The sequence below is a fragment of the Streptomyces sp. NPDC048664 genome, assembly GCF_040650555.1.
Lineage (GTDB): Bacteria > Actinomycetota > Actinomycetes > Streptomycetales > Streptomycetaceae > Streptomyces.
The window spans coordinates 57,733-75,600 of sequence record NZ_JBEZHK010000018.1; the positions used below are offsets into that span (position 1 = coordinate 57,733).

General features: G+C 69.4%; 18 protein-coding genes and 4 pseudogenes. 16 read left to right on the forward strand and 6 right to left on the reverse strand.

Translation table 11 applies throughout. The annotated features are described in order from the left end of the window. The first annotated feature begins 101 nt into the window (after window positions 1–101). From AB0C59_RS20380 to AB0C59_RS20445, 14 genes and pseudogenes are all read left to right on the forward strand, one after another. Complete coding sequence (locus AB0C59_RS20380; protein ID WP_363006460.1) at window positions 102–665, forward strand: hypothetical protein; 564 nt, start codon at window positions 102–104, stop codon at window positions 663–665. Window positions 666–762: 97 nt separating this feature from the next. Then, entirely contained in the window at window positions 763–1,524 is a 762-nt protein-coding gene (locus AB0C59_RS20385) for a hypothetical protein (RefSeq protein WP_363006462.1), read from the forward strand. Between the two features lie 25 nt (window positions 1,525–1,549). Continuing rightward, entirely contained in the window at window positions 1,550–2,047 is a 498-nt protein-coding gene (locus AB0C59_RS20390; RefSeq protein WP_363006464.1) for a hypothetical protein, read from the forward strand. Window positions 2,048–3,021: 974 nt separating this feature from the next. Then, complete coding sequence (locus tag AB0C59_RS20395) at window positions 3,022–3,687, forward strand: hypothetical protein (protein ID WP_363006466.1); 666 nt, start codon at window positions 3,022–3,024, stop codon at window positions 3,685–3,687. Between the two features lie 95 nt (window positions 3,688–3,782). Beyond that, a pseudogene (locus AB0C59_RS20400) lies at window positions 3,783–5,571 on the forward strand (TraM recognition domain-containing protein). Then, on the forward strand, window positions 5,568–5,798 hold the full coding sequence (locus AB0C59_RS20405) for a hypothetical protein (protein ID WP_249954434.1): 231 nt from the start codon (window positions 5,568–5,570) through the stop codon (window positions 5,796–5,798). Before AB0C59_RS20400 ends, AB0C59_RS20405 begins: the two are co-directional and overlap by 4 nt. Further along, the gene (locus AB0C59_RS20410) at window positions 5,795–6,961 is read left to right on the forward strand and encodes a DnaB-like helicase N-terminal domain-containing protein (protein WP_363006468.1); all 1,167 of its coding nucleotides are present in this window, start codon (window positions 5,795–5,797) and stop codon (window positions 6,959–6,961) included. The genes AB0C59_RS20405 and AB0C59_RS20410 overlap by 4 nt, the downstream gene beginning before the upstream one ends. A 165-nt stretch (window positions 6,962–7,126) precedes the next feature. Further along, window positions 7,127–7,228 (forward strand): annotated as a pseudogene (locus AB0C59_RS20415) (DNA methyltransferase); the annotation flags it as partial. A gap of 73 nt (window positions 7,229–7,301) precedes the next feature. Continuing rightward, the gene (locus AB0C59_RS20420) at window positions 7,302–8,255 is read left to right on the forward strand and encodes a DNA cytosine methyltransferase (RefSeq protein WP_363006470.1); all 954 of its coding nucleotides are present in this window, start codon (window positions 7,302–7,304) and stop codon (window positions 8,253–8,255) included. Window positions 8,256–8,348: 93 nt separating this feature from the next. Beyond that, the gene (locus tag AB0C59_RS20425; RefSeq protein WP_363006472.1) at window positions 8,349–8,948 is read left to right on the forward strand and encodes a DUF4913 domain-containing protein; all 600 of its coding nucleotides are present in this window, start codon (window positions 8,349–8,351) and stop codon (window positions 8,946–8,948) included. Next, window positions 8,945–9,724, forward strand: coding sequence for a glycosyl hydrolase (locus AB0C59_RS20430; protein WP_363006474.1), 780 nt, complete (start codon window positions 8,945–8,947; stop codon window positions 9,722–9,724). Before AB0C59_RS20425 ends, AB0C59_RS20430 begins: the two co-directional genes overlap by 4 nt. Then, a pseudogene (locus tag AB0C59_RS20435) lies at window positions 9,721–10,196 on the forward strand (hypothetical protein). Before AB0C59_RS20430 ends, AB0C59_RS20435 begins: the two are co-directional and overlap by 4 nt. Beyond that, window positions 10,193–10,858, forward strand: coding sequence for a hypothetical protein (locus tag AB0C59_RS20440; protein ID WP_363006476.1), 666 nt, complete (start codon window positions 10,193–10,195; stop codon window positions 10,856–10,858). The pseudogene AB0C59_RS20435 and the gene AB0C59_RS20440 overlap by 4 nt, the downstream one beginning before the upstream one ends. Beyond that, window positions 10,855–11,505 carry a hypothetical protein gene (locus AB0C59_RS20445; RefSeq protein ID WP_363006478.1) on the forward strand — a complete coding sequence of 217 codons (651 nt, stop codon included), beginning with the start codon at window positions 10,855–10,857 and terminating at the stop codon, window positions 11,503–11,505. The genes AB0C59_RS20440 and AB0C59_RS20445 overlap by 4 nt, the downstream gene beginning before the upstream one ends. Window positions 11,506–11,570: 65 nt before the next feature. Here the strand turns inward: AB0C59_RS20445 and AB0C59_RS20450 are convergent, their stop codons facing one another. Continuing rightward, window positions 11,571–14,615, reverse strand: a complete 3,045-nt coding sequence (locus tag AB0C59_RS20450; RefSeq protein ID WP_363006623.1) for an RHS repeat-associated core domain-containing protein — start codon at window positions 14,613–14,615, stop codon at window positions 11,571–11,573. Window positions 14,616–15,674: 1,059 nt separating this feature from the next. On the opposite strand from AB0C59_RS20450, the gene AB0C59_RS20455 reads away from it, so the two are divergent. Continuing rightward, window positions 15,675–15,917, forward strand: coding sequence for a hypothetical protein (locus AB0C59_RS20455; protein WP_363006480.1), 243 nt, complete (start codon window positions 15,675–15,677; stop codon window positions 15,915–15,917). A 246-nt stretch (window positions 15,918–16,163) separates the two neighbouring features. Here AB0C59_RS20455 and AB0C59_RS20460 read toward each other — a convergent pair whose 3' ends face one another. The 3 genes from AB0C59_RS20460 to AB0C59_RS20470 are packed head-to-tail and all read right to left on the reverse strand — an operon-like array spanning window position 16,164 to window position 16,628. Next, window positions 16,164–16,307 carry a MerR family DNA-binding transcriptional regulator gene (locus AB0C59_RS20460; protein ID WP_363006482.1) on the reverse strand — a complete coding sequence of 48 codons (144 nt, stop codon included), beginning with the start codon at window positions 16,305–16,307 and terminating at the stop codon, window positions 16,164–16,166. After that, window positions 16,304–16,456 carry a hypothetical protein gene (locus tag AB0C59_RS20465; RefSeq protein ID WP_363006484.1) on the reverse strand — a complete coding sequence of 51 codons (153 nt, stop codon included), beginning with the start codon at window positions 16,454–16,456 and terminating at the stop codon, window positions 16,304–16,306. The genes AB0C59_RS20460 and AB0C59_RS20465 overlap by 4 nt, the downstream gene beginning before the upstream one ends. Before the next feature lie 19 nt (window positions 16,457–16,475). Further along, window positions 16,476–16,628: a hypothetical protein gene (locus AB0C59_RS20470; RefSeq protein ID WP_363006486.1), complete on the reverse strand. Its 153-nt coding sequence runs from the start codon at window positions 16,626–16,628 to the stop codon at window positions 16,476–16,478. A 149-nt stretch (window positions 16,629–16,777) separates the two neighbouring features. On the opposite strand from AB0C59_RS20470, the gene AB0C59_RS20475 reads away from it, so the two are divergent. Continuing rightward, window positions 16,778–17,227 (forward strand): GNAT family N-acetyltransferase, encoded by a 450-nt coding sequence (locus tag AB0C59_RS20475; protein WP_363006487.1) that lies wholly within the window; start codon window positions 16,778–16,780, stop codon window positions 17,225–17,227. A gap of 65 nt (window positions 17,228–17,292) precedes the next feature. On the opposite strand, the pseudogene AB0C59_RS20480 reads toward AB0C59_RS20475, so the two are convergent. Beyond that, window positions 17,293–17,391, reverse strand: a pseudogene (locus AB0C59_RS20480) (transposase); the annotation flags it as partial. A gap of 49 nt (window positions 17,392–17,440) precedes the next feature. Further along, on the reverse strand, window positions 17,441–17,845 hold the full coding sequence (locus AB0C59_RS20485; RefSeq protein WP_363006489.1) for a hypothetical protein: 405 nt from the start codon (window positions 17,843–17,845) through the stop codon (window positions 17,441–17,443). Window positions 17,846–17,868: the final 23 nt, after the last annotated feature.

The following is a 17,868-nucleotide window of genomic DNA, read 5'->3' on the forward strand; positions in this document are numbered from 1 at the left end:
AACTGCCCGATCACCGGATCCTCATGGACCACCGCGCTCCTTCAAGCTCCACGCCCCGTCGGCTCCCGCCGTGCGGCGGGACGTTCGCAACGGAGAACTCCATGCACCACGAAACCCCTCCCCCGACCGCCACATCCAATCCGCGTCGCCTGCAAGCCGCCCTCTGCTCCGCGCTCGGGCAGCGCGGCCTGGAGGGCACCGTCGAGTACGGCCTCAGCGACTACATCGTCCACGCCGAGCTTCCCGACGGCAGTTCGCTGATCATCTCGCCCCCGCAGGAGCCACCCTCCGAGCACCCCGAGACCCCGGAAAGCTGGATGGTCACCCGCCACCGGTCCGCCGAGCCCGCCGTCTACGAGGTGATCTACGACTCCGAGCCGGACGGTCCGCATGCGCGTCACGGCGGCAGCGTGCCGGATCTCCTCTTCGCTGTCGACGCCCGCCTGGACCAGCTTGGCGTACCGACACGCCAGGAGCAGGAACGTTCCGGCGAGGCGCGCGCCGCCACTGTGCTCCCGCCCGACTCCGCTCCATCCCGGGCGAGGGTCGCTCTCGCCTCTTCGCCGTCGGTCGGCCAGCGCGTGCTCCCGACCTGTCCGCCGCCGGAGTCTTCCGCGCGGACCGCGCCGCCACCGGCCAGTTCCTCATCAGCTCCCCGGCTCTGACCGACCGCGATCCAGGAGTCCTCCGTGCACCGCACCCTCAGAACTGATCCGCCCGTCGCCCGCACCTGTAACCGCACCCGCCTCGGATGGATCTGCCATGCCCAGCCACTACGACGTGCTGCCCGACCTGGCCTTCGGCCACCACCCCGTCCACGGCATCGTCGCTGCGAACCCGGAGAACCTCGCGGCCAGCAACTGGATGCTCAGGGGATTCGACTTCCATCCCGTCCCCGACCAGCCGACGTTGTACGCGCTGGCCGACCAGAACCGTGACGGACACGGCCGTACGAGCCGGGCCATCGAGCTGCTGCGCAAGGCCGGCTACCAGGTCGATGTGGACGTCGCACTTGACCCTGCGCTGGCGCCCGAAACGGCACACGTACGCGACCGCGGTCCGCTCGGTGAACCGGACGTCGCCTTCGCCGATCACCCGCAGCTCGGCATCGTCGCAGCCCTCGACGACCGTGTCTCCGGCCTCAGCGGGCTCGCGCTGGTGGAGGACGGCTGGCGGCACAACTCGAGCCTGGACATCTACACGCTCCCCGCGACCACCGATCGCGTCGAGGCGCTGGGGAAAGTCGCCGACGCCACGGTGGCCCTGCACCGTTCGGGGCTCCAGGTCGCAGTGCAGCCCCGCCTCGCTCAAGAGGTGACGGCTCGGCCCCGCCCTGCTGTCGCGCAAGCCGTCGGCCGTGAGCGCGGCCGTGGTCCCGCTCGCGCGTCTCCGTTGAGCGCCGCCGCGCTCGCCGCCAGCCCGGCCCGTGCCGGTATCCCGGGCAGGGCGCCGGTCCCCGCCGCCGTCACCACACCGGCGATCCGGCCGGTTGACCCCCGCGTCGCGTACTGCCGCGACCGCTGATCCAACTCCTCAAGGAGGCTCTTCCATGGCCGTGAAGACGATCTGGCCTATCGACCACACCTGCGGTCACCATGCCGACCGCGACTTGTCCGACCGACCGGCCGACCGCCGCGCAGGCTTCGCCGAGTGGCTCGCCAGGCAGGAGTGCACGGACTGCTGGCGCGCCTCGAACGAGGGCGACGAGCAGGACAAGGCCGCCTGGCTCAAGGCGAAGCGCGCTGAGGAGCAGACGGCGTCGGAAGCCTGGTCCGAGCAGTACCGGATGCCTCCCCTGGAGGGGACCGAGCGGGCCGTTCCCTGGGGCGTGCGCTGTCGTCACCAGATCCTGACCAACGCCTACACCGCACTGGTCACCGAAGGCACGACCAGCGAAGCGGAATGGGCGGAGATCGAGGAGAACGCTCGTACGGTGACCCGTGCCGGGTGGTGGATAGACCAGAGGTCGTCCGAGTCCGAAGACCTCACCGAACTGCTCCGAGCCGCCACCGGGTCCGACCGGCCGACGGAGAATCCCTTCTTCTGACCGACCGGGTGCCCTGCTTCGGCGGGGCACCCGGCTGACCGCCACCGTGCGGCCTCTACCAGCGATTCTCGGCCGGACCAAACCCCGGATTTGCCGGACGCTCTGCCCACTGGCCCACCTCCAACGGGTCGTTCGCTCCCTCTGCCCCGGAGACTTCCGTGCCTACCTCGATCACCATCACGTCCGAGTTCAGCGGCAGCGTCGTTGCCAACGGCGCTACTGATGACCTCTCCGCGCAGCTCCTCCGTCACGCCGGTTTCAAGCAGATCGACGACTGGCACGACCGACGCCATCGCCTGCCCACCACCACTCCGATCGCCGACCAGGTCGCCATCGCCAGCCATGCGGCCGAGATGCTTCGAGCCGCTCGCTATGACGTCATCCTTCCGCCGTCTCTGGACACGGCCCGGATGAGCCCTCCGGTGCATGCGCTGGGGCCCTACGCCGCCGGAGCCGAACTTCTCACATCACGGACCAGATCCGTGCGGCCGAAGACGGAGCCAGCCTTCAGCGGGCAGTTGACCACCTCCTTCACCCCGAGCACGGTGCGCTGGAGCGTGTCCGGGAGGCGCTGGAAGCAGCGGGAGAACAGGTCAACGACCTGGACGACGACGCGTATGCGCTCGCCGACCGGTTCGGCTTCGCCTCGGAGCTCGTCAGCTCGGCCCAGTCCGAACTCGTCGATTCCGAGGCCGAGCTACGCCGCGTCGGCGCCGCTTCGACGAGTTACTCGGCAGCACGGACCGCCCGTGATCACCGTGGTGCCGCTCTGGCCACTTCTCCTGCGGCGAACCAGGCCAAGGTCTCCTCGGCGTCCAGTTCCCAGACGGCGCCGCTCACTACGACGGGTCACCCGCCGCGCGCCGCAACCCCCCGACGGTGACCCCGGCGGCTCCCTTCGCCGTCGGCCACCAGTACGTCGCGCGTCCCCGCTCGACTCACCCGTCAAAGACCACTCACCCGAAGAGGCAAACGTGCCCGAGTACTACTCCAGCATCGGCGAGGCCGTCGGTGCGGCCATGCAGCACAACATCCGGCTCGCCCACCGCAGCGCGGCACCGGGCTCCGACAAGCCGCTGCAGGTCAGGCGCCTGCCCAGCGCTTCCGCCGATCCGTACTCGGTCCGCGGAATGATCTCTCGCCTCCACGAGGACGCCTCGCCCGATGAGGTGGCGGGCATCATCGAGGAGGTCAACGGCGCACTGGTCGGGGCTCTGCCCGAGCTGACCGAACTCGTCGCCTCTGCCGCCGACTGGACTCGCGCCCGTCTCGACTTCGACGACCCGCATCACAATCCGACTTTCGAGACGTGGACACGACTGGCAGCCGCGTACGGGATGCTCCAGGACGTCCGTGAGCAGTTGGAAGTCGCCGAGGACGGTCTCGCTGCCTGTCCCGCAGAGCGCACGGACCCCCGGCACCACCAGATGGTCAACGTCTTGCGCAGCCGGGAGTTGCTCGACGATGTCCTCGGTGCCGAGGCTGCTCCTGTGCCGTCCGCTGCCCGGAACGTCGATTCAGACCGGCAGCGGGCGGCCCGCGCCTCCTCGCCGCGCGCCGGAACATCGCCGTCGACCGGCAGTCCGCCGGCCACCGCAGCACCTCCGCCCGCGCCACGTTCTGCCGGCCGACCCCGCTGAAACGTCCCGCCTCAGACGTCCAGGAGTACCCCCATGAGCTGCACGAGAGCCGAGCGCGCCCCGCCCCCGCCCGCTCTCACACCCAAGGAACCGCCGTGCCTTCCCCGCGCACCAGCGCGCCCTCGACCACCACCGGGTCGGACGCGCTCCTCTACCTCCTGTTCGGCATCCTCGGCGCCGCCATGGCCTTCGGCTCCCTGGCCTGGCTGACCGGAAACCTCACCAACACCTTCGTCGGGAGCGGGACATGGGCCCCCTTCCGCGTCACGGACGCGCTGCTGCACCCGGAGGTGCTGTGGCCGGCCCTGAGCACCAGCATGCTGGTGGTCGGTGCCCGCGTCGTCCCCGGCTTGTTCACCGGTGGCCTGGTCGTCACCGCTGCGGTGCTGTGGATGCGCTGGCGTGCCGGGTCCAAGTCCGGCCTCGCCCGCAAGGCGGACCTGGCGCCGCTGCTGGACAAGGAAATCGTCGCCAAGGCGAAGAGCCTGCGCCCGAGCCTGGGCGGCCGGGAGAGTAAAAGAGGTCCTGCCCGCTGACCGCGGCATCCTGCTCGGCACCCTCGATCCCGGTCGTGCAGAGGTCCGCGCGTCCTGGGAGGACGTGATCGTCGCGATCATGGCCCCGCGTTCCGGCAAGACGTCCGGGCTGGCGATCCCCGCGATCCTCTCGGCACCGGGCCCGGTCCTACTCACCAGTAACAAAGCCGCGAACGACGCCTTCACCACCACGGTGGACGCCCGTGCCGAGGTCGGCACGATCTGGACCCTCGATCCGCAGCAGATCGCCCACCACCCGCGCGAGATGTGGTGGGACATCCTCGCTGACGCCCGCGATCTCGCCGGGGCGAAGAGGTTGGCGGGGCACTTCGTGACCGCGAGCGTGGACGAGTCCAGCGGCTCCGACTTCTGGTCCACCGCCGCGAGCAACACCCTCGGTGCCCTCTTCCTCGCCGCCGCGTCCCACCGGCGGCCGATCACCGACGTCCTGGCCTGGCTCGCGATGCCGGCCGACCGCACCCCGGTGGACCTGCTCACCGACGCCGGCCACCATGCCGTCGCCGCCCAGCTCCAGGGCACCGTCTCCGGCGCGACCGAAACGCGCGACGGGATCTATGAGACCGCGAGGCAGTACGCGAGCTGCCTGCTCGACCCGGACGTCGCCGCCTGGGTCACCCCGAACGACGACCTTCCCGAGTTCCAGCCGTTCGCCTTCGCCACGTCCCGCGACACCCTGTACCTGCTGAGCAAGGACGGCGGCGGCAGCGCGTCCGCGATCATCGCGGCAGCGGCCGACGCCGTGATGCGCGCGGCCGTGATCGTCGCCGAGCGCTCCGGTGGGCGACTCGACCCGCCCGCCCTGTGCGTCCTCGACGAGGCGGCGAACGTCTGCCGCATCTCGGACCTCCCTGATCTCTACAGCCACCTGGGCAGCCGAGGCGTCATCCCGATGACGATCCTGCAGTCCTACCGTCAGGGCCAGCGGTGCTGGGGCGAGGCCGGTATGGACGCCCTGTACTCCGCCGCCACCATCAAGATCATCGGATCTGGCATCGACGACGCCGACTTCGCCGACCGGCTCAGCCGTCAGGTCGGCGACCACGACGTCCAGACCACCTCGGTGTCGACCAGCGAGGGCGGCAAGTCCACCTCGGTGAGCATGCGCACCGAGCGGATCCTTCCACCGGACGCCATCCGCGCCCTGCCCAAGGGCAAGGTGCTGCTGCTGGCCACCGGCATCCGGGTCGCCATGCTCAACCTCAAGCCCTGGTACAAGGAGCCCTCCGCCAAGGTGGTCGGCCCGGCTTCCGCTCGCGCCACGAAGGCCATCACCGAGCGTGCCCTCGCGAAGAGCATCGGCCAGGACGATCTTGGACTGTCGGCATGAGCGCGCCCACACCACAGCAGGGGCGGTTGGCCCACGCTCCGGTCGTCCTGCGCGGTGGCCGGTGGTGGCTTGACGGCGGGGCCGGCTCGGTTCCCGCCTCCGATCCCGCCTTCACCGCCGTCCTGGACGACTTCGCGCTGTCGATGGCCGCTGCCGACCAGGCAGTCGCCAACCTCCTGATCCGGCAGGACGAGGCGTCCTCCGTTGATCCCGGAGGCCGGCGGTGAACCCGCTGATGAGTGCCGAGCAGGCGGTCCTCGGCGCCGCGCTCCTCGACCCCGAGCAGCTCACGCACCTGGAGTGGCTCGCTGCGGACCACTTTTATCGGCCCGTCCACCAGGCGCTGTTCGGCGCCCTCCGCAAGCTGCGCAACGACGGGCATCCCGCGCTCTCGGCCGATGGTCCGTTGCCGCTGTCGTGGGTGACCGACGCGGTCGAGGAGGCCGGACAGCACGTGCGCGGGCTGACCGCGGCGTACGCCCACACCCTGATCCAGGCGTGTCCCCGAACCGAGCACGCCCCGGTGTACGGACGCATGGTGCTGGAGGGGGCGATTCACCGCACCGTCGCCCAGCACGCGATCCGTCTCCACCAGGCGGCTCGGGCCGACGCCGTCCAGGGCGAGGTCGAGGGAGCGTTGCGAACGGCGGACGTCCTGACCGGCGTACTCACCGACCTTGCGCGACGCTGGGGAACCGATCCTCGACCGGTCCCACCCACCGCTGGGCCCCCTGCCGCCACGGACATCCCGCTTCCGGCACAGAGCGGCCAGGTCGCCGAGGACGAGCGGTTCCTCCTGGCTGTCCTCGCCGAACAACCGGGGGCCATGGGCGAGGTGGTGGCCTGGCTGCGGCCGGGAGACTTCGCCGACCCGACCCACGGGCAGCTCTACCGGTGCCTGGGCGCGCTGCACCACCGGGGCGAACCCATCGACCGGATCACCCTGCTCTGGGAGGCCCAGCGACGCGGTCTGCTGGCCGACGGCACTGTGTCGAGCGAGCAGCTGACCGCCGTCTGCGAAGGCATGGTCCCCGGAAGCGCTGACTGGTTCGGACAGCGGGTGATGCGCTCCTCCGTCACCCGCACCGCCGCCGCCTCCGCGCGAGCCATCCGGACCCTGGCCCAGGACGAGGTTCTGGGGCCCGGCCGGCTGATCAACCTGCATGAACTCGGTCCGCTCGACGAGGTACGTGCCCGCTGGGCCACCGCGAACAGCAGTTCAGCTCCGAAGGCCACGGCATCCGCGCCGCCGGCGGCCGAGCCGCCGCCCGACCGAGTGAAGGCCGCCCGCGCCCGCAGCACGCCCCGCCCAGGCGCGTCACCCCCAGCCCCGGCCAGCCGTCTCCCCACGCTGCCAGCAACCCGACCACCCTCGCGCGGCCACCCGTGAGACCCCCGCCCCACCAGCCCTCTTCTGCCCCTGGAACTCGCCTTGATCTACCCCATCTCCTCAGCCGCGCCGGACCTGCGCGGCACGGACCCGAGCCTCGACGCCCTGCTGCGCTCTCCGTTGATCGGGTCTCTCTGCTCGGGGTACGGCGGCCTCGACCTGGGCGTGCAGTCCGCGCTCGGCGGCACGCTGGCCTGGCACGCCGAGGTCGACCCGAACGCCTCACGCATCCTGGCCCGCCACTGGCCCAGCGTCCCGAACCTGGGCGATATCACCGCCGTCGACTGGTCCACCGTCCCCCGGGTGTGCGTCCTGACGGCCGGCTTCCCCTGTCAAAGACGTGTCCGTCGCCGGCCGCCGGGCCGGACTCAACGCCCAGACCCGCTCCGGGCTCTGGCTGCACGTCGCCCGTGCGGTCTCAGCCCTCCGACCCTGCCTGGTTGTGATCGAGAATGTGCGCGGCCTCCTCACCTCCCCCGCCGGTTCCCCTGGCGACGTGGAACCCTGCCCGTGGTGTCTGGGAGACACCGCAGGTCAGCCTGCTCTGCGGGCACTCGGTGCCGTACTCGGATCCCTGGCCGACCTCGGGTACGACGCGAAATGGCTCGTGCTTCGCGCCTCCGACGTCGGGGCCCCGCACCGCCGCGAGCGGACCTTCCTCGCCGCATGGCCCGCCGGGCACCCTGCTGAAGACGCCGACCAGCAACATCGGGAAGAACGGCGGCTCGCAGCATCCGTCGAAGCGGAAGGGCGGGGGGCACGGTCCGAACCTGGCCGACGAGGTCGAGTGGCTGCTGCTGCCAACCCCGAAGGCGTCGGACGGAATCAAGGGCTCGCCGAACCAGCGGCACGGCAATGGCGACATGACCCTGCCCAGTGCCGCGGCGTCTCTGTTGCCGACCCCGAGGGCCAGCGACACGGGCACCCCGGGCCGCCGACCCGGGAAGGGATGGCGGCCTCCCTTGTCGGCGGTGGTCCTGCCCCTCTGGGCGGAGGAGACGCCGGAGGTGGGGGCGCGGACCGGCGATGGGGAGCGTACGGATCCGCCATCACCCGATGGGAGAGGCTCACCCGCCCGGCCCCGGCTCCCACGGACGCGGCCGGTCGGCTCCGCGCGGACTTCGTGGAGTGGATGCAGGGCCTCGACGCCGGCTGGGTCACCGCGACTCCGGGGCTCGGCCGTCCAGCGCAGCTCACCGCGCTCGGCAACGGCGTCGTCCCACAACAGGCTTCGTGCGCCTTGCAGTTGCTGGCACCACCCTTCCCCCGCTGTCCCCGCTGCGCCGACCGATAGCGCTCCACTACCGCGTTCTTCCGGCCGGACCAAACCGCTGATTCTCCGGATCCTCTCGGGCATGTCGCCGTCTCACAGATGGAGCACACCCCCATGGCCGACACCAGCCCGACCTCCCCCGGCCCCGAGCCGTACCGCGTCCCCGACGCAGACCTCGACGACCTCGCCAGCACCCTCGCCAAGACCATGGCCGAGGTCAGGCAGCACGGCGTCATCCTCGACCGCCTCGGCTCCGAGCCCGAATCCGGCGCCATCCAGCCGCCGGACGGCGCTCCGGAAGCCGAGGCGGCTGACGGGAAGAAGCCCGACGGCCCCGCCTCGGTGTTCATCCTCGCCCTGGGCGGCACGGAATATGCCGTCGAACTCGCCGCTCTCAGCGACTGGGTGAACTACCTCTTCCTGCCGGTGTACGGCCGGGAGATCAGCACGAGCCGTCCCTGGTGCGCGCGCTGGCACGAACACCCCGAGGCCGTGGCCCGGCTCCACGCACTCTGGCTCGCCTGGCAGCAGTTCACTGACACGGAGGCCGGCCTGTCCGGCCCCTCGACCTGGCACCGCGACCACCTGGACCAGACCTTGGCGCACCTGCGTGCGCCCGACGGACCGTTCGCGGCCTGCACGACCAGCGCGACTCGCCCCAATCACCGGGTGCTGGCCACCCCGGCGCCCGAGCAGGCGGGGGTGGCGGCGTGAACGACATTCTCGACTTCGGCCTCGACGATCTCTCGCCGGTCGACGACGACTCCGAGAAGGCGATGGAGGCTCTCTGGGCTGGCGACCTGACGGTGCTGTCCCAGCACCACACCACGCCCAACGGTTCGCACAGCTTCGTCCTCGCCCACGACCGATCGGTCACCTGGGGGATACCCGGCGAGCCACAGCTCGTTGCGATCGCGGTCGCTCGGGATCTGCGGCAGTCCACGTTCACGTTCGAGACGAGTCACCACGCCACGGCGTCCTTCGCACAGAACTGGCTGGCAGAACGCGGCTGCCCGCTCGAACGGATCGCACTGCGCGGTGGCGACTACATCGAGCCCGCCGACGACCTCACCCTCCAGGTGGAACAGCAGATCCAGAAGTCGGGCACCCGCTACGAGGTCCTCGACACCTACACCTCTGACGACAATCCCAGCGAGGCGTGGACACTCGTCAACGACTCCCAGGCCACCCAGGCACCGGTTCGCCTCTTCTACGAGGAGTGGAACCACGGTGCCGGCACGTACACGATGCGCGAGGGCGCCTTCCCCGACGTCGGCGTCGCCCAGACCTGGCTGGACGAGCGCAGCGAACCGCTGCCCGAGCCTCCGGAGTACAGCGACCACAACGGTGCTGTCGTCCGGGCCCGCATCGCCCGCATCGCCCTTTCCCGGTCCGCCGGAACCTCTCCGACACCGCAGACCGGGCTCGACGCGCCCCGCGCGTCAGCGGCGGTTCCGGTCCAGCGCGCGGTCCAGGGGAGGCTGCTGTGAGCCGCGCCCGCTTCGCCTTCGCCGCGCACCCTGACGCCATCGCCGACCTGCGGGAACTCCGTCTGAGATGCGCGATTTGGCCTTGCTGGAGCTGCAGAACCTGGTCCACGGAAGCGACGACTGCTTGCCGTTGAAGGGCCGTCTTGCCGGCTTCCACAAGGTGTACGTCGACCCGGAGGTCTCTTACCGGCTGGTCATCCAGTTCCGCCAAGCGCCACCGACCTCGACCCACAAGCGCGAGATCTACCTCGTGGCGGCTGGCAGCCGGAAGGACTACGCGGTCTACCGCGCGGCCCACCTACGGACCGAGCCCCAGCAAGCGGTCGGCCCGGACTCCGCCACGGAGGCCCGCGTGCAGGCCGCCCGGTCTCGCTCGACGCTCCCCACCGAACGGCCGACAACGGGCCGCGCGGCTGCCCCGTCACCAGCGCCGCCCTCGGCCACTGCTTCTCGAAAGGTCGCCCAGCGATGACCAACGACCGTATTGCGCTGACCCGTTCAGAGCTGGCGGATCTCCTCACCGAGGCCGCTCAGAACGTCGGCGGCATCCCTGCCGCCGAGTACCCGACGGCTGCCGCCCGCTCCTACCTGCATCCCGTCTTGGGTCCGCTGGCCGCTGGGCCCCGCGTGATCACCGAGCTGAACGACCGGTTCGAGGGCTTCGTGGCCATAGAGCCACGCCCTGCTGGTTCGGCGGGCCTGTTCGCTCTGGCCTCCTACGCCTCCGCGCTGGGGTGGCTCACCGAATCGTTCGCCGAGCTGACCTCCTCGGTCGACGAGATCTGTACCCGTGTGGGCATCCCCACGGAGCCTTGCGCCCCGATCGTCGCCGCGTCCGGTGGTACCGAGCGGGACGACGAGTTCGACTTCGCCTTCAGCGCGCTTGAGTTGGAGGCGGTCCGCAGCACAGCCGAGGCCGCCGGCCTCGCGCCGGACGACTACGTCGAGGTTCTCTCCCAATCGCTGCTCGCCGCGGCCCGGATCACCGACGCCTGCATGGAGATCTCCAGTGGTCTGCTCGATGACGCTGATCTCCTCCGCGAAGTGAGCGACCGCCCTCGGCTCGATAACGATCCCGGGAGCCTGCCCGCTCTGGTCCGCTCCCTGCTCGCCCGGATGGAGACGACGGAGTGAACCCGTACGACGCAGACACACACCCTGGGCCTTATCTCGTCGTCGAAGTGCTCGGTGTCGGGGATGTCAGCGTGCACGCCCTCGCGCATGGTCCGGAGGAGCCGCTGCACCAGGCCGCTACACGCGTCATCGAAGCCGCAGCGGCTTTGGACGAGCGACACGAGAGCGTGCGCGACGCGGTCCAGCGGGCTCAGCGGCTACTCGAAGGCATCGGTCGCGGTGAAGCCGGCCATGCCCAGGTGTCGTACGCGCTGCTGACCGCACTCCCCTTCCGGAAGGTCGCGGGTGGCCGCGTACCAAGGCCAGCCGCATCACGCTTGACGCGAAGCTCGAAAGGAGAGGTGTGGTCGTCACTTGCGTCGGCGAAAGTAGCTGACGCAAATAATGGTAAGCGCCACGAGAAATACTACGACAATAGCGCCTGCCGGTGCGGCTCGCGTCGGAACGATCAAGCCAGCCTGGGTCCACATTTACTACTCGCCCCCACCGGGTTGGCGGCGGTTTTTTCCAAGAACCCATCCGGCGGAAGCGAGGAGTGCGAGGCCGAAGAGCACGGGGATCACGCCTGCTGCAATTTTTCCGCTCAATATGGCTCCGAAGCCGAGTACGAGAAGCGCCGCTGCCGACACGATTGCAATTCCGAGTAGGAACTTCACCTTTCCTCTTCTTTCTGAGCGAGGTGAGGCGGGGCCCTCAACAGGCCCCGCCTCACCTAGAGAGCTGCCTCAGTTCCTGCCGAGGCCGCTGCCCCGAGTCCGGCGGACAGCACCGTGCAGCCAGTGATGCCTGCCCCAATCGACGCGCCGAGGGTGGGAACAGCTCCTGCGGCGGCTGCTGCCCCGCAGACCGCTTCAGTTCCTATCCCTACGAGGATCCCGACTTCTGCGGCATAGGCGCCCTCCGTGTCGCCGCTCATGATCTTCTGAGTGAGGGATGCCCAGTCGAGCGCACCGGATGTGTCAGGGAAGCTGAAGAGTCCGTTGGGGTCGATGCGGTTGACCGGGTCGCCCTGGGCGTAGAGGTAGGGGTTTTGTTCCTGGCCGGAGGGGTCGGGCTGGGTGAAGCGGCCGAGGTTGGCGTCGTAGTAGCGGGCCTTCAGGTGGTAGAGGCCGGTGGGGTCCTGGTAGTTGCCGGCGAAGCGGTAGGGCTGGGCCACCGGTTCGGTGGACTGGGCCAGGATGCGGACGCCGCGGGGGCTGTAGGTGTAGCTGTCGACCTTGTTGCCGTCGATGTCGGCGAGGCCGATCACCGAGCCGAGTGCGTCGGTGAGGTAGTAGTAGCTCTTGCCCCCGGTCGTCATGGAGTTGAGGGTGCCCCCGGGTTCCCGGTTGAAGCCCATGTCGGTTCCGGCGGTGGTCTTCGCGGACAGCCCGAGAGGGCCGTTGTGGAAGATGGTGTCACCGAGCTTGACGCGTTCGCTCTGGTCGGTGGAGCCGTACTGGCTCGCGTACGCCTTGCCGTTGACGGTGATCGACGACATCTGGGAGTGGTCGGTCCAGGTCTCGGCGGTGCGGGTGTAGTCGCTGGTGGAGTCGGCGGCGGTCTCGTTGCCGATCTGGTCGTAGGACCAGGTGCCGGTGCTGCCTGACTTGCCGGTGACTTCCTGGGCGTCGTTGTAGGTGTAGGTGGTGCCGCGCGGGCAGCCGGGGTCGGTGCCCTGGCTGGTGAGGTTCCCGGCGAGGTCGTAGCAGTACTGCCAGGAGTCGGTGATGCTGCCGGCCTTCTCCTCCTTGGCGTAGGAGAAGTGCCCCGCTCCGTCGTAGGTGTAACTGCGCTTCAGGCCGGTGACGTTGTCGGTCTGGGTGCGGATCTTGCTGCCGTCGGTGGCTCCGTTGGTGCCGTATCCGTAGGTGTAGGCCAGGTCGACCAGGGTGCCCTGGTCGGAGGTCACCTTGATGGCCTTGGGACGGCCGGAGTTGTCGACGTCGACCTTCTGCACCGTGCCACCGGGGTACGTGGTGGTCTTGCGCACGTCGTTGTTGTTGTAGTCGTACGTGGTGCTGCGGCCCTGCGGGTCGGTGAGCTGCTTGAGCTTGTTGACCTCGTTCCAGGTGTAATCGGTCTTGCCGGCCGGGTCCTGGTAGTAGTCGACATTGCCGGCAGGGGTGTAGGCGAGCAGGGTCTGAGAGCCGTCCTGGAGGTGGCGGACGGTCTCACGCTGGAGCGGGTCGAACTCGTAGCCGATGGTGCCGGTGGCGTCGGTGCGCTGAGTGAGGTTGCCGTCACCGTCGTAGGTGTAGCTCACCTGCATGTGGTTGGTGGAGTCCACCGTGCGGATGCGGTCACGGTTGTCATAGGTGTACGTGACGGTGATGCCGCGGGCGTCGGTGACGGTCTTGGTGCGGCCCAGGGCGTCGTAGGTGTACGTCGTCTTGTCCAGCGGGGCCGGCGGCGTGACGCGGTCCAGGTTGCCCTGGGCGTCGTAGTGGAAGCCGGTCGTCACGGTCTTGGACGAGGTCATCTTCGTCTTCGCGGAGCAGCGCTGGCCCTCGAAGCCGCCGCAGGTCGGCGTGGCGGGGTTGTAGTCGTAGGTGACGTTGCCGCCGCCGGTGCCGGTCTGGGCGACGGAGGTGGTGTTGCCGACGCCGTCGTAGCCGAAGGTGGTCTTCTCGCCGTCGGCGTTGGTGGAGTCGGAGGGGTGGTCGCCGCCGGCGATGGTCTGCCAGTGGTTCGTCGTGAGGGCGCCGGTGGGCGTCTTCGCGGTCTCCAGGTTGTTGCGGGAGTTGAAGCCGTAGTCGGTGACGTTGCCCGGAGTGGTGCCGGAGCCCATGGCGTCGGTGGCGGTGTCGATGTTGTGGTTGGCGTCGAACTTGGTGGACCGCTTGTGCTGGAGGGCGTCGGTGACGTCGGTGACCTGGCCGTCGCCGTCGTGCTTGTAGGCGGTGGCGTGGAGTTCGGGGTCCTTGGCCGTCGTGGTGCCCGCGGCCGTGGCCGACGCCGCGCTGTAGGAGTACGTCCAGGTCGGGCCGGTGTCACCGGAGCCGTTGAAGCCGGTGGCCCGCAGCATGGAGGTGACCCGGTTGACGTCGTCGTAGCTGAAGACCGTCACCCGCCCCTGAGCCGTGGTGATCTTGCTGATCCGGTTCGAGGAGTCGTAGCCGAAGGTGATCGTCTTGCCCTCGGTGTCCGTGGTGCCGGTGAGGTTGCCGCCGGCATCTACGGCGTAGGAGGCGGTGCGGCCGGTGTTGTCCTTGGCCTGCCAGAGGGTGGCGCCGGCCTTGGCCAGGTCGATCCAGCGCCCGGAGCGGGTCTCGGTGAGCTTGAATCCGCCACCGGTGTGCTGGGTGACCGTGAGCGTGCCGTGATTGCGGTCGGTGACCTTGGTCAGCTTGCCGCTCGCGTCGTAGGTCTCCTTGGCGCCCGACTTCCACTTGCTCAGCGTGTAGGTGCCGTCGGTGTTCTTCTTGAGGTCCTGCGAGTAACCCGTCGGCGTGGTGAAGGAGCCGTCGCTGTTCTTCTTGAACCGGACGGTCGCGCCCGAGGCGTCGTAGAGGATCACCTCGCTGGAGGAGACCGACAGATAACGCTCGTACTGCTGCCACCACCGCTGGGAAACCTGACCGTAGGGCGCGTCCAGGGAGTTGTACGTCCGCGCCAGGCGCAGTTGCTGACCCACCCCGGCGATGTCGAAGTCGGTCGCCGTCAACATCAGGTTGCCGGTCGAGTAGTCGATCCGCGCCGTCAGCGCGTCGGTGATCGCGAAGCTGGTGGAGCGATGCCAGGGGACATCGCCCTGGCCCTCCGGCACGATGCTCATCACCGACGCCCGCGCCACCGACGCGGGCGCCTTCGCATGGGCACGCTGCTCGCGCAGCCACGGCAGATACGCCGCGTCGCTCGGCGCCTTCGACGGCCTGGACTTCACCGGCCGGTTCGCGCCGACCTTCACGGCCGGCATCTTGAAGTGCGGGCCGCCTTTCCCCCACGCCGAGGCGGGCTTCCCGTCCGCCGCGACCGCTGCCGTGGCCGGCAGGACGGCCGCCGCCAGTGCCGCAGCCGTCACCGCGGCCAGCGCCCCCACCGGTGATCTCCTCCGAGCACGCCGAAAAGGCGCGCTCCAAGCACGCTCAAGCATGATTCCCCCCACGGGAAGACAGAACCGGCAGCCCCACTGGCCACCGGACGCTCAGACGCTTTCACAGGAATCACACAAAAATCCGAGTGATACCCGTGAATCGCTCACCCATGCGGGGGAGGAATCCGCCGCTCCCCTTTAAGTAGCCAATCCATTGTAAATGAGGACAAATAGGAGCATCGGACCTGGCGTACGCCTATGCGGAAGCAGATACATGCGGCATACAAACGGCTGAAAGCCGCCGGGCTCCTGAGCAGTTGCAAGTCAGGTCGGGTGCTGTTTACCAATACGCCCGCAGGAATTCTGGTCCTGGTCTGCGCTGGGCTGTGGGTGCGCAAGAGCCAGGGCTCTTCGGACTCCCCATGCCTGCTGCCTTCATGGCAGTGGAGGCGCGCACGGCGGCGCCAGTGATGCTGCTGAAGGTTTTCAGGCAGCGGCCGGTGTCAGCGGCCAACGTCGCGATGCTGGTGAATGGTTCGGCGGCGTGCGCCGCGGCGCAGGCCGGACTCGAGATTCCTCTCGGGCGGTCGGACAGCTGGGTCGCTTGCGGATCCCGACCCGGCTGGGAGCTCGACTGGCCCGCCGCGAATGCCGCCCCCTAGCTAGAGGAGCACATACAGCTGGCTCAACTCCAAGCCCTTCGAGATGTAGCTCTCCCTCAGGACGGCCGCCATCGGCCTGCTAACCACGTCGGCCGCCCCGGACTCCCAACCCGTACGGGACGAGACGGAGAACCCAAGTATGTCGTCCCTCCTGCGTGCTCAGGGCCGCATCGGCCAGCGCACCCTCTCACTGACGACCGCCGCCGTGCCGTTGACCGGCTGGGCAGCTCACGCGGTCACGCTGCGCAGGCAGCTCGCCGCCACCCGCCGCGATCCGCTGACCGGTCTGCTGCGCCGTGACGCCTACACCGCCCGCGCCCGCCGGTTCCTGGCCCGCCACGGCGACGACGTGGCAGTGGTCATGGTCGACGTCGACCCCTAGGACGGGACAGCAGGCACTGAACGCGCACACGACCAGGTCGTCGCGGCCCGCCTCGATGGCGACGACCAGGGCGGTGCGGATGGTAGCCAGGTCAGCGATCTTCGTGTCGACCTCGGCGAGCTTGGCCGCAGCACGTTCCTGGAGCCCGCCACGGGCAGCCGTGGTAGCGGCCGGCCTCCAGCAGCTCGGCAACGCCCTCCAGCGTGAACCTGAGCCGCTGCACCGCCTTGATCACCGCCAGCGCTGTCACCGCCTCCTGGCCGCGCAGGCGGTGACCGCCATGCTTCGTTCCGGCTCGGCCAGCAGGCCACGCCGCTCGTAGTAGCGCAGCGTCTGCCCAATCACCCCGGCCGCCTCGGCAACCTGCCCGCTGCACTGGCCCGAGCTCAAGGAGACTCCTGCGAGGCAGCGGTCCGCGCGGCCAAGGCGTCCAGGACCGCCTCGCGCGCCGGGTCCACTGAAATGTCCAGCGAGATCAAGTCCTCGCCCGGGGTGGCGGTGAGGGTGAAGAACGAGCAGCAGCCGCTCTCACGCTCCACCAGGGCACGGACCCGCTCCTCAACGCCCCAGGTCCAGGCGCAGCCGGAGCGGCTGCGAGCGGGACAGCGACGTCAGCCGCTGGGACAGCGGCGCATCCCACTCCGCGACCCGCAAGGGCCGCTCCTCGGTGGGCAGCGTGCAGGGCTGGGGCACCCACGCCAGATCACTCATCGCACTCACTCCCGTCATCACGCGCCCGAGGGCGGGGCACCTTCAACGGCACACCTGTACCTAGGTGCCGCATCGGGCAACGTTCGCCCCGTCTTGAGTTACTCCGTGCGCCTTGCGGTGGGGTGGGCAAGCTGGAAGGCTCCCCACTCATGCCGATCTTGGTCAGGACTGCAGAGCGGGAGGACGTGCCCGCGCTTGTTCGCCTGCGTCTCGCGAACGCTCAAAGGCATGTCCAACTCGATCCGGCCATCTACCGCGTGCCCGACGTCGAGGCCGTGCGCAGGCATTTCGAGGAGGTGCTTGCGGCCGAGCCCAAAGTGCTGATCTTGGTCGCCGAGGTGGTGGGCATGGTGGAGGTAGTCCTGCTGGCGGACCCCCCGGACCATCAGATCCTGGCTCCCCGCCGCGCGGCCGAGATCCACACCGTCGTCTTGGACGGGCATCGCGGCGAGGGCGTCGGGGCGGCCTTGCTGATGGCGGCGGAGAAAGCCGCCGCGGAGCGCGGTGTCTTGATCATCTGTGCCAGCATCTTCGCGCCTAACAAGGGAGCCGTTCGCTCTACTCCTCGGCTGGCTTCGGGCCGCGTGGAACCTTGCTGAGCAAGGAGCAAGGCGCGCCCTGGGCAGGCTGATGCGTCTCCGGCCGGATAGGGGGTGGCCAGCTGCTATGCGATGTTCGCCCGAGCCACGACCTTGCGGAGTCGTTCGTCAGCGGCGTACTTGTTCCGCCAGATGATGTAGCGGCGGATCATGCTGCCCTGTTCCAAGAGCCCCATCACCGGTGGCGCCCTCGGCGTTCCGTCTGGTGCTCGCCTACTCCAGGTAGATGCCGGCGAATACGCCGTCGAACCCGAGCGCGGCCAAGCCCGCCTCGACACTCGGGTAGGTCGTCCCGTGGGGGCCGCCGACCAGGGCATCGAAGTCGGCGCGCCTGATCTCGGGCTCGAGCCACTGGTTGCCGCACCGGCAGCGGACCCAGACGTTGCGCCCATGGTTGATGAGCAGCCAGTCGCGCCGGGCATGGCAGGCGGAGCACATCACGGGGATACCCCCGAGAGCGAGTTCGCGTGAGTGGCCGACGCAGCGAATCGTCCCGGGTCCGTCGGCCGGCCGCGTCTCGGCCTGGAGCCGCAGCAGGGGGTCGATACCAGCGGGGAGGACGGGCAGCGCGGGTGCCGGCTCCACGGTGCGGGTGGTGGTTCTGAGCACGAGCGTCATCTCCCGGTTGTTGGTCCTGACTT

Bases quoted from the DNA above. Each gene is read 5' to 3' on its own strand.
- AB0C59_RS20380 (WP_363006460.1), top strand. From the start codon at position 102: ATGCACCACGAAACCCCTCCCCCGACCGCCACATCCAATCCGCGTCGC.
- AB0C59_RS20385 (WP_363006462.1), top strand. From the start codon at position 763: ATGCCCAGCCACTACGACGTGCTGCCCGACCTGGCCTTCGGCCACCAC.
- AB0C59_RS20390 (WP_363006464.1), top strand. From the start codon at position 1,550: ATGGCCGTGAAGACGATCTGGCCTATCGACCACACCTGCGGTCACCAT.
- AB0C59_RS20405 (WP_249954434.1), top strand. From the start codon at position 5,568: ATGAGCGCGCCCACACCACAGCAGGGGCGGTTGGCCCACGCTCCGGTC.
- AB0C59_RS20425 (WP_363006472.1), top strand. From the start codon at position 8,349: ATGGCCGACACCAGCCCGACCTCCCCCGGCCCCGAGCCGTACCGCGTC.
- AB0C59_RS20440 (WP_363006476.1), top strand. From the start codon at position 10,193: ATGACCAACGACCGTATTGCGCTGACCCGTTCAGAGCTGGCGGATCTC.
- AB0C59_RS20450 (WP_363006623.1), bottom strand. From the start codon at position 14,615: ATGAGCATCGTGCCGGAGGGCCAGGGCGATGTCCCCTGGCATCGCTCC.
- AB0C59_RS20455 (WP_363006480.1), top strand. From the start codon at position 15,675: ATGTCGTCCCTCCTGCGTGCTCAGGGCCGCATCGGCCAGCGCACCCTC.
- AB0C59_RS20470 (WP_363006486.1), bottom strand. From the start codon at position 16,628: ATGAGTGATCTGGCGTGGGTGCCCCAGCCCTGCACGCTGCCCACCGAG.
- AB0C59_RS20475 (WP_363006487.1), top strand. From the start codon at position 16,778: ATGCCGATCTTGGTCAGGACTGCAGAGCGGGAGGACGTGCCCGCGCTT.
- AB0C59_RS20485 (WP_363006489.1), bottom strand. From the start codon at position 17,845: ATGACGCTCGTGCTCAGAACCACCACCCGCACCGTGGAGCCGGCACCC.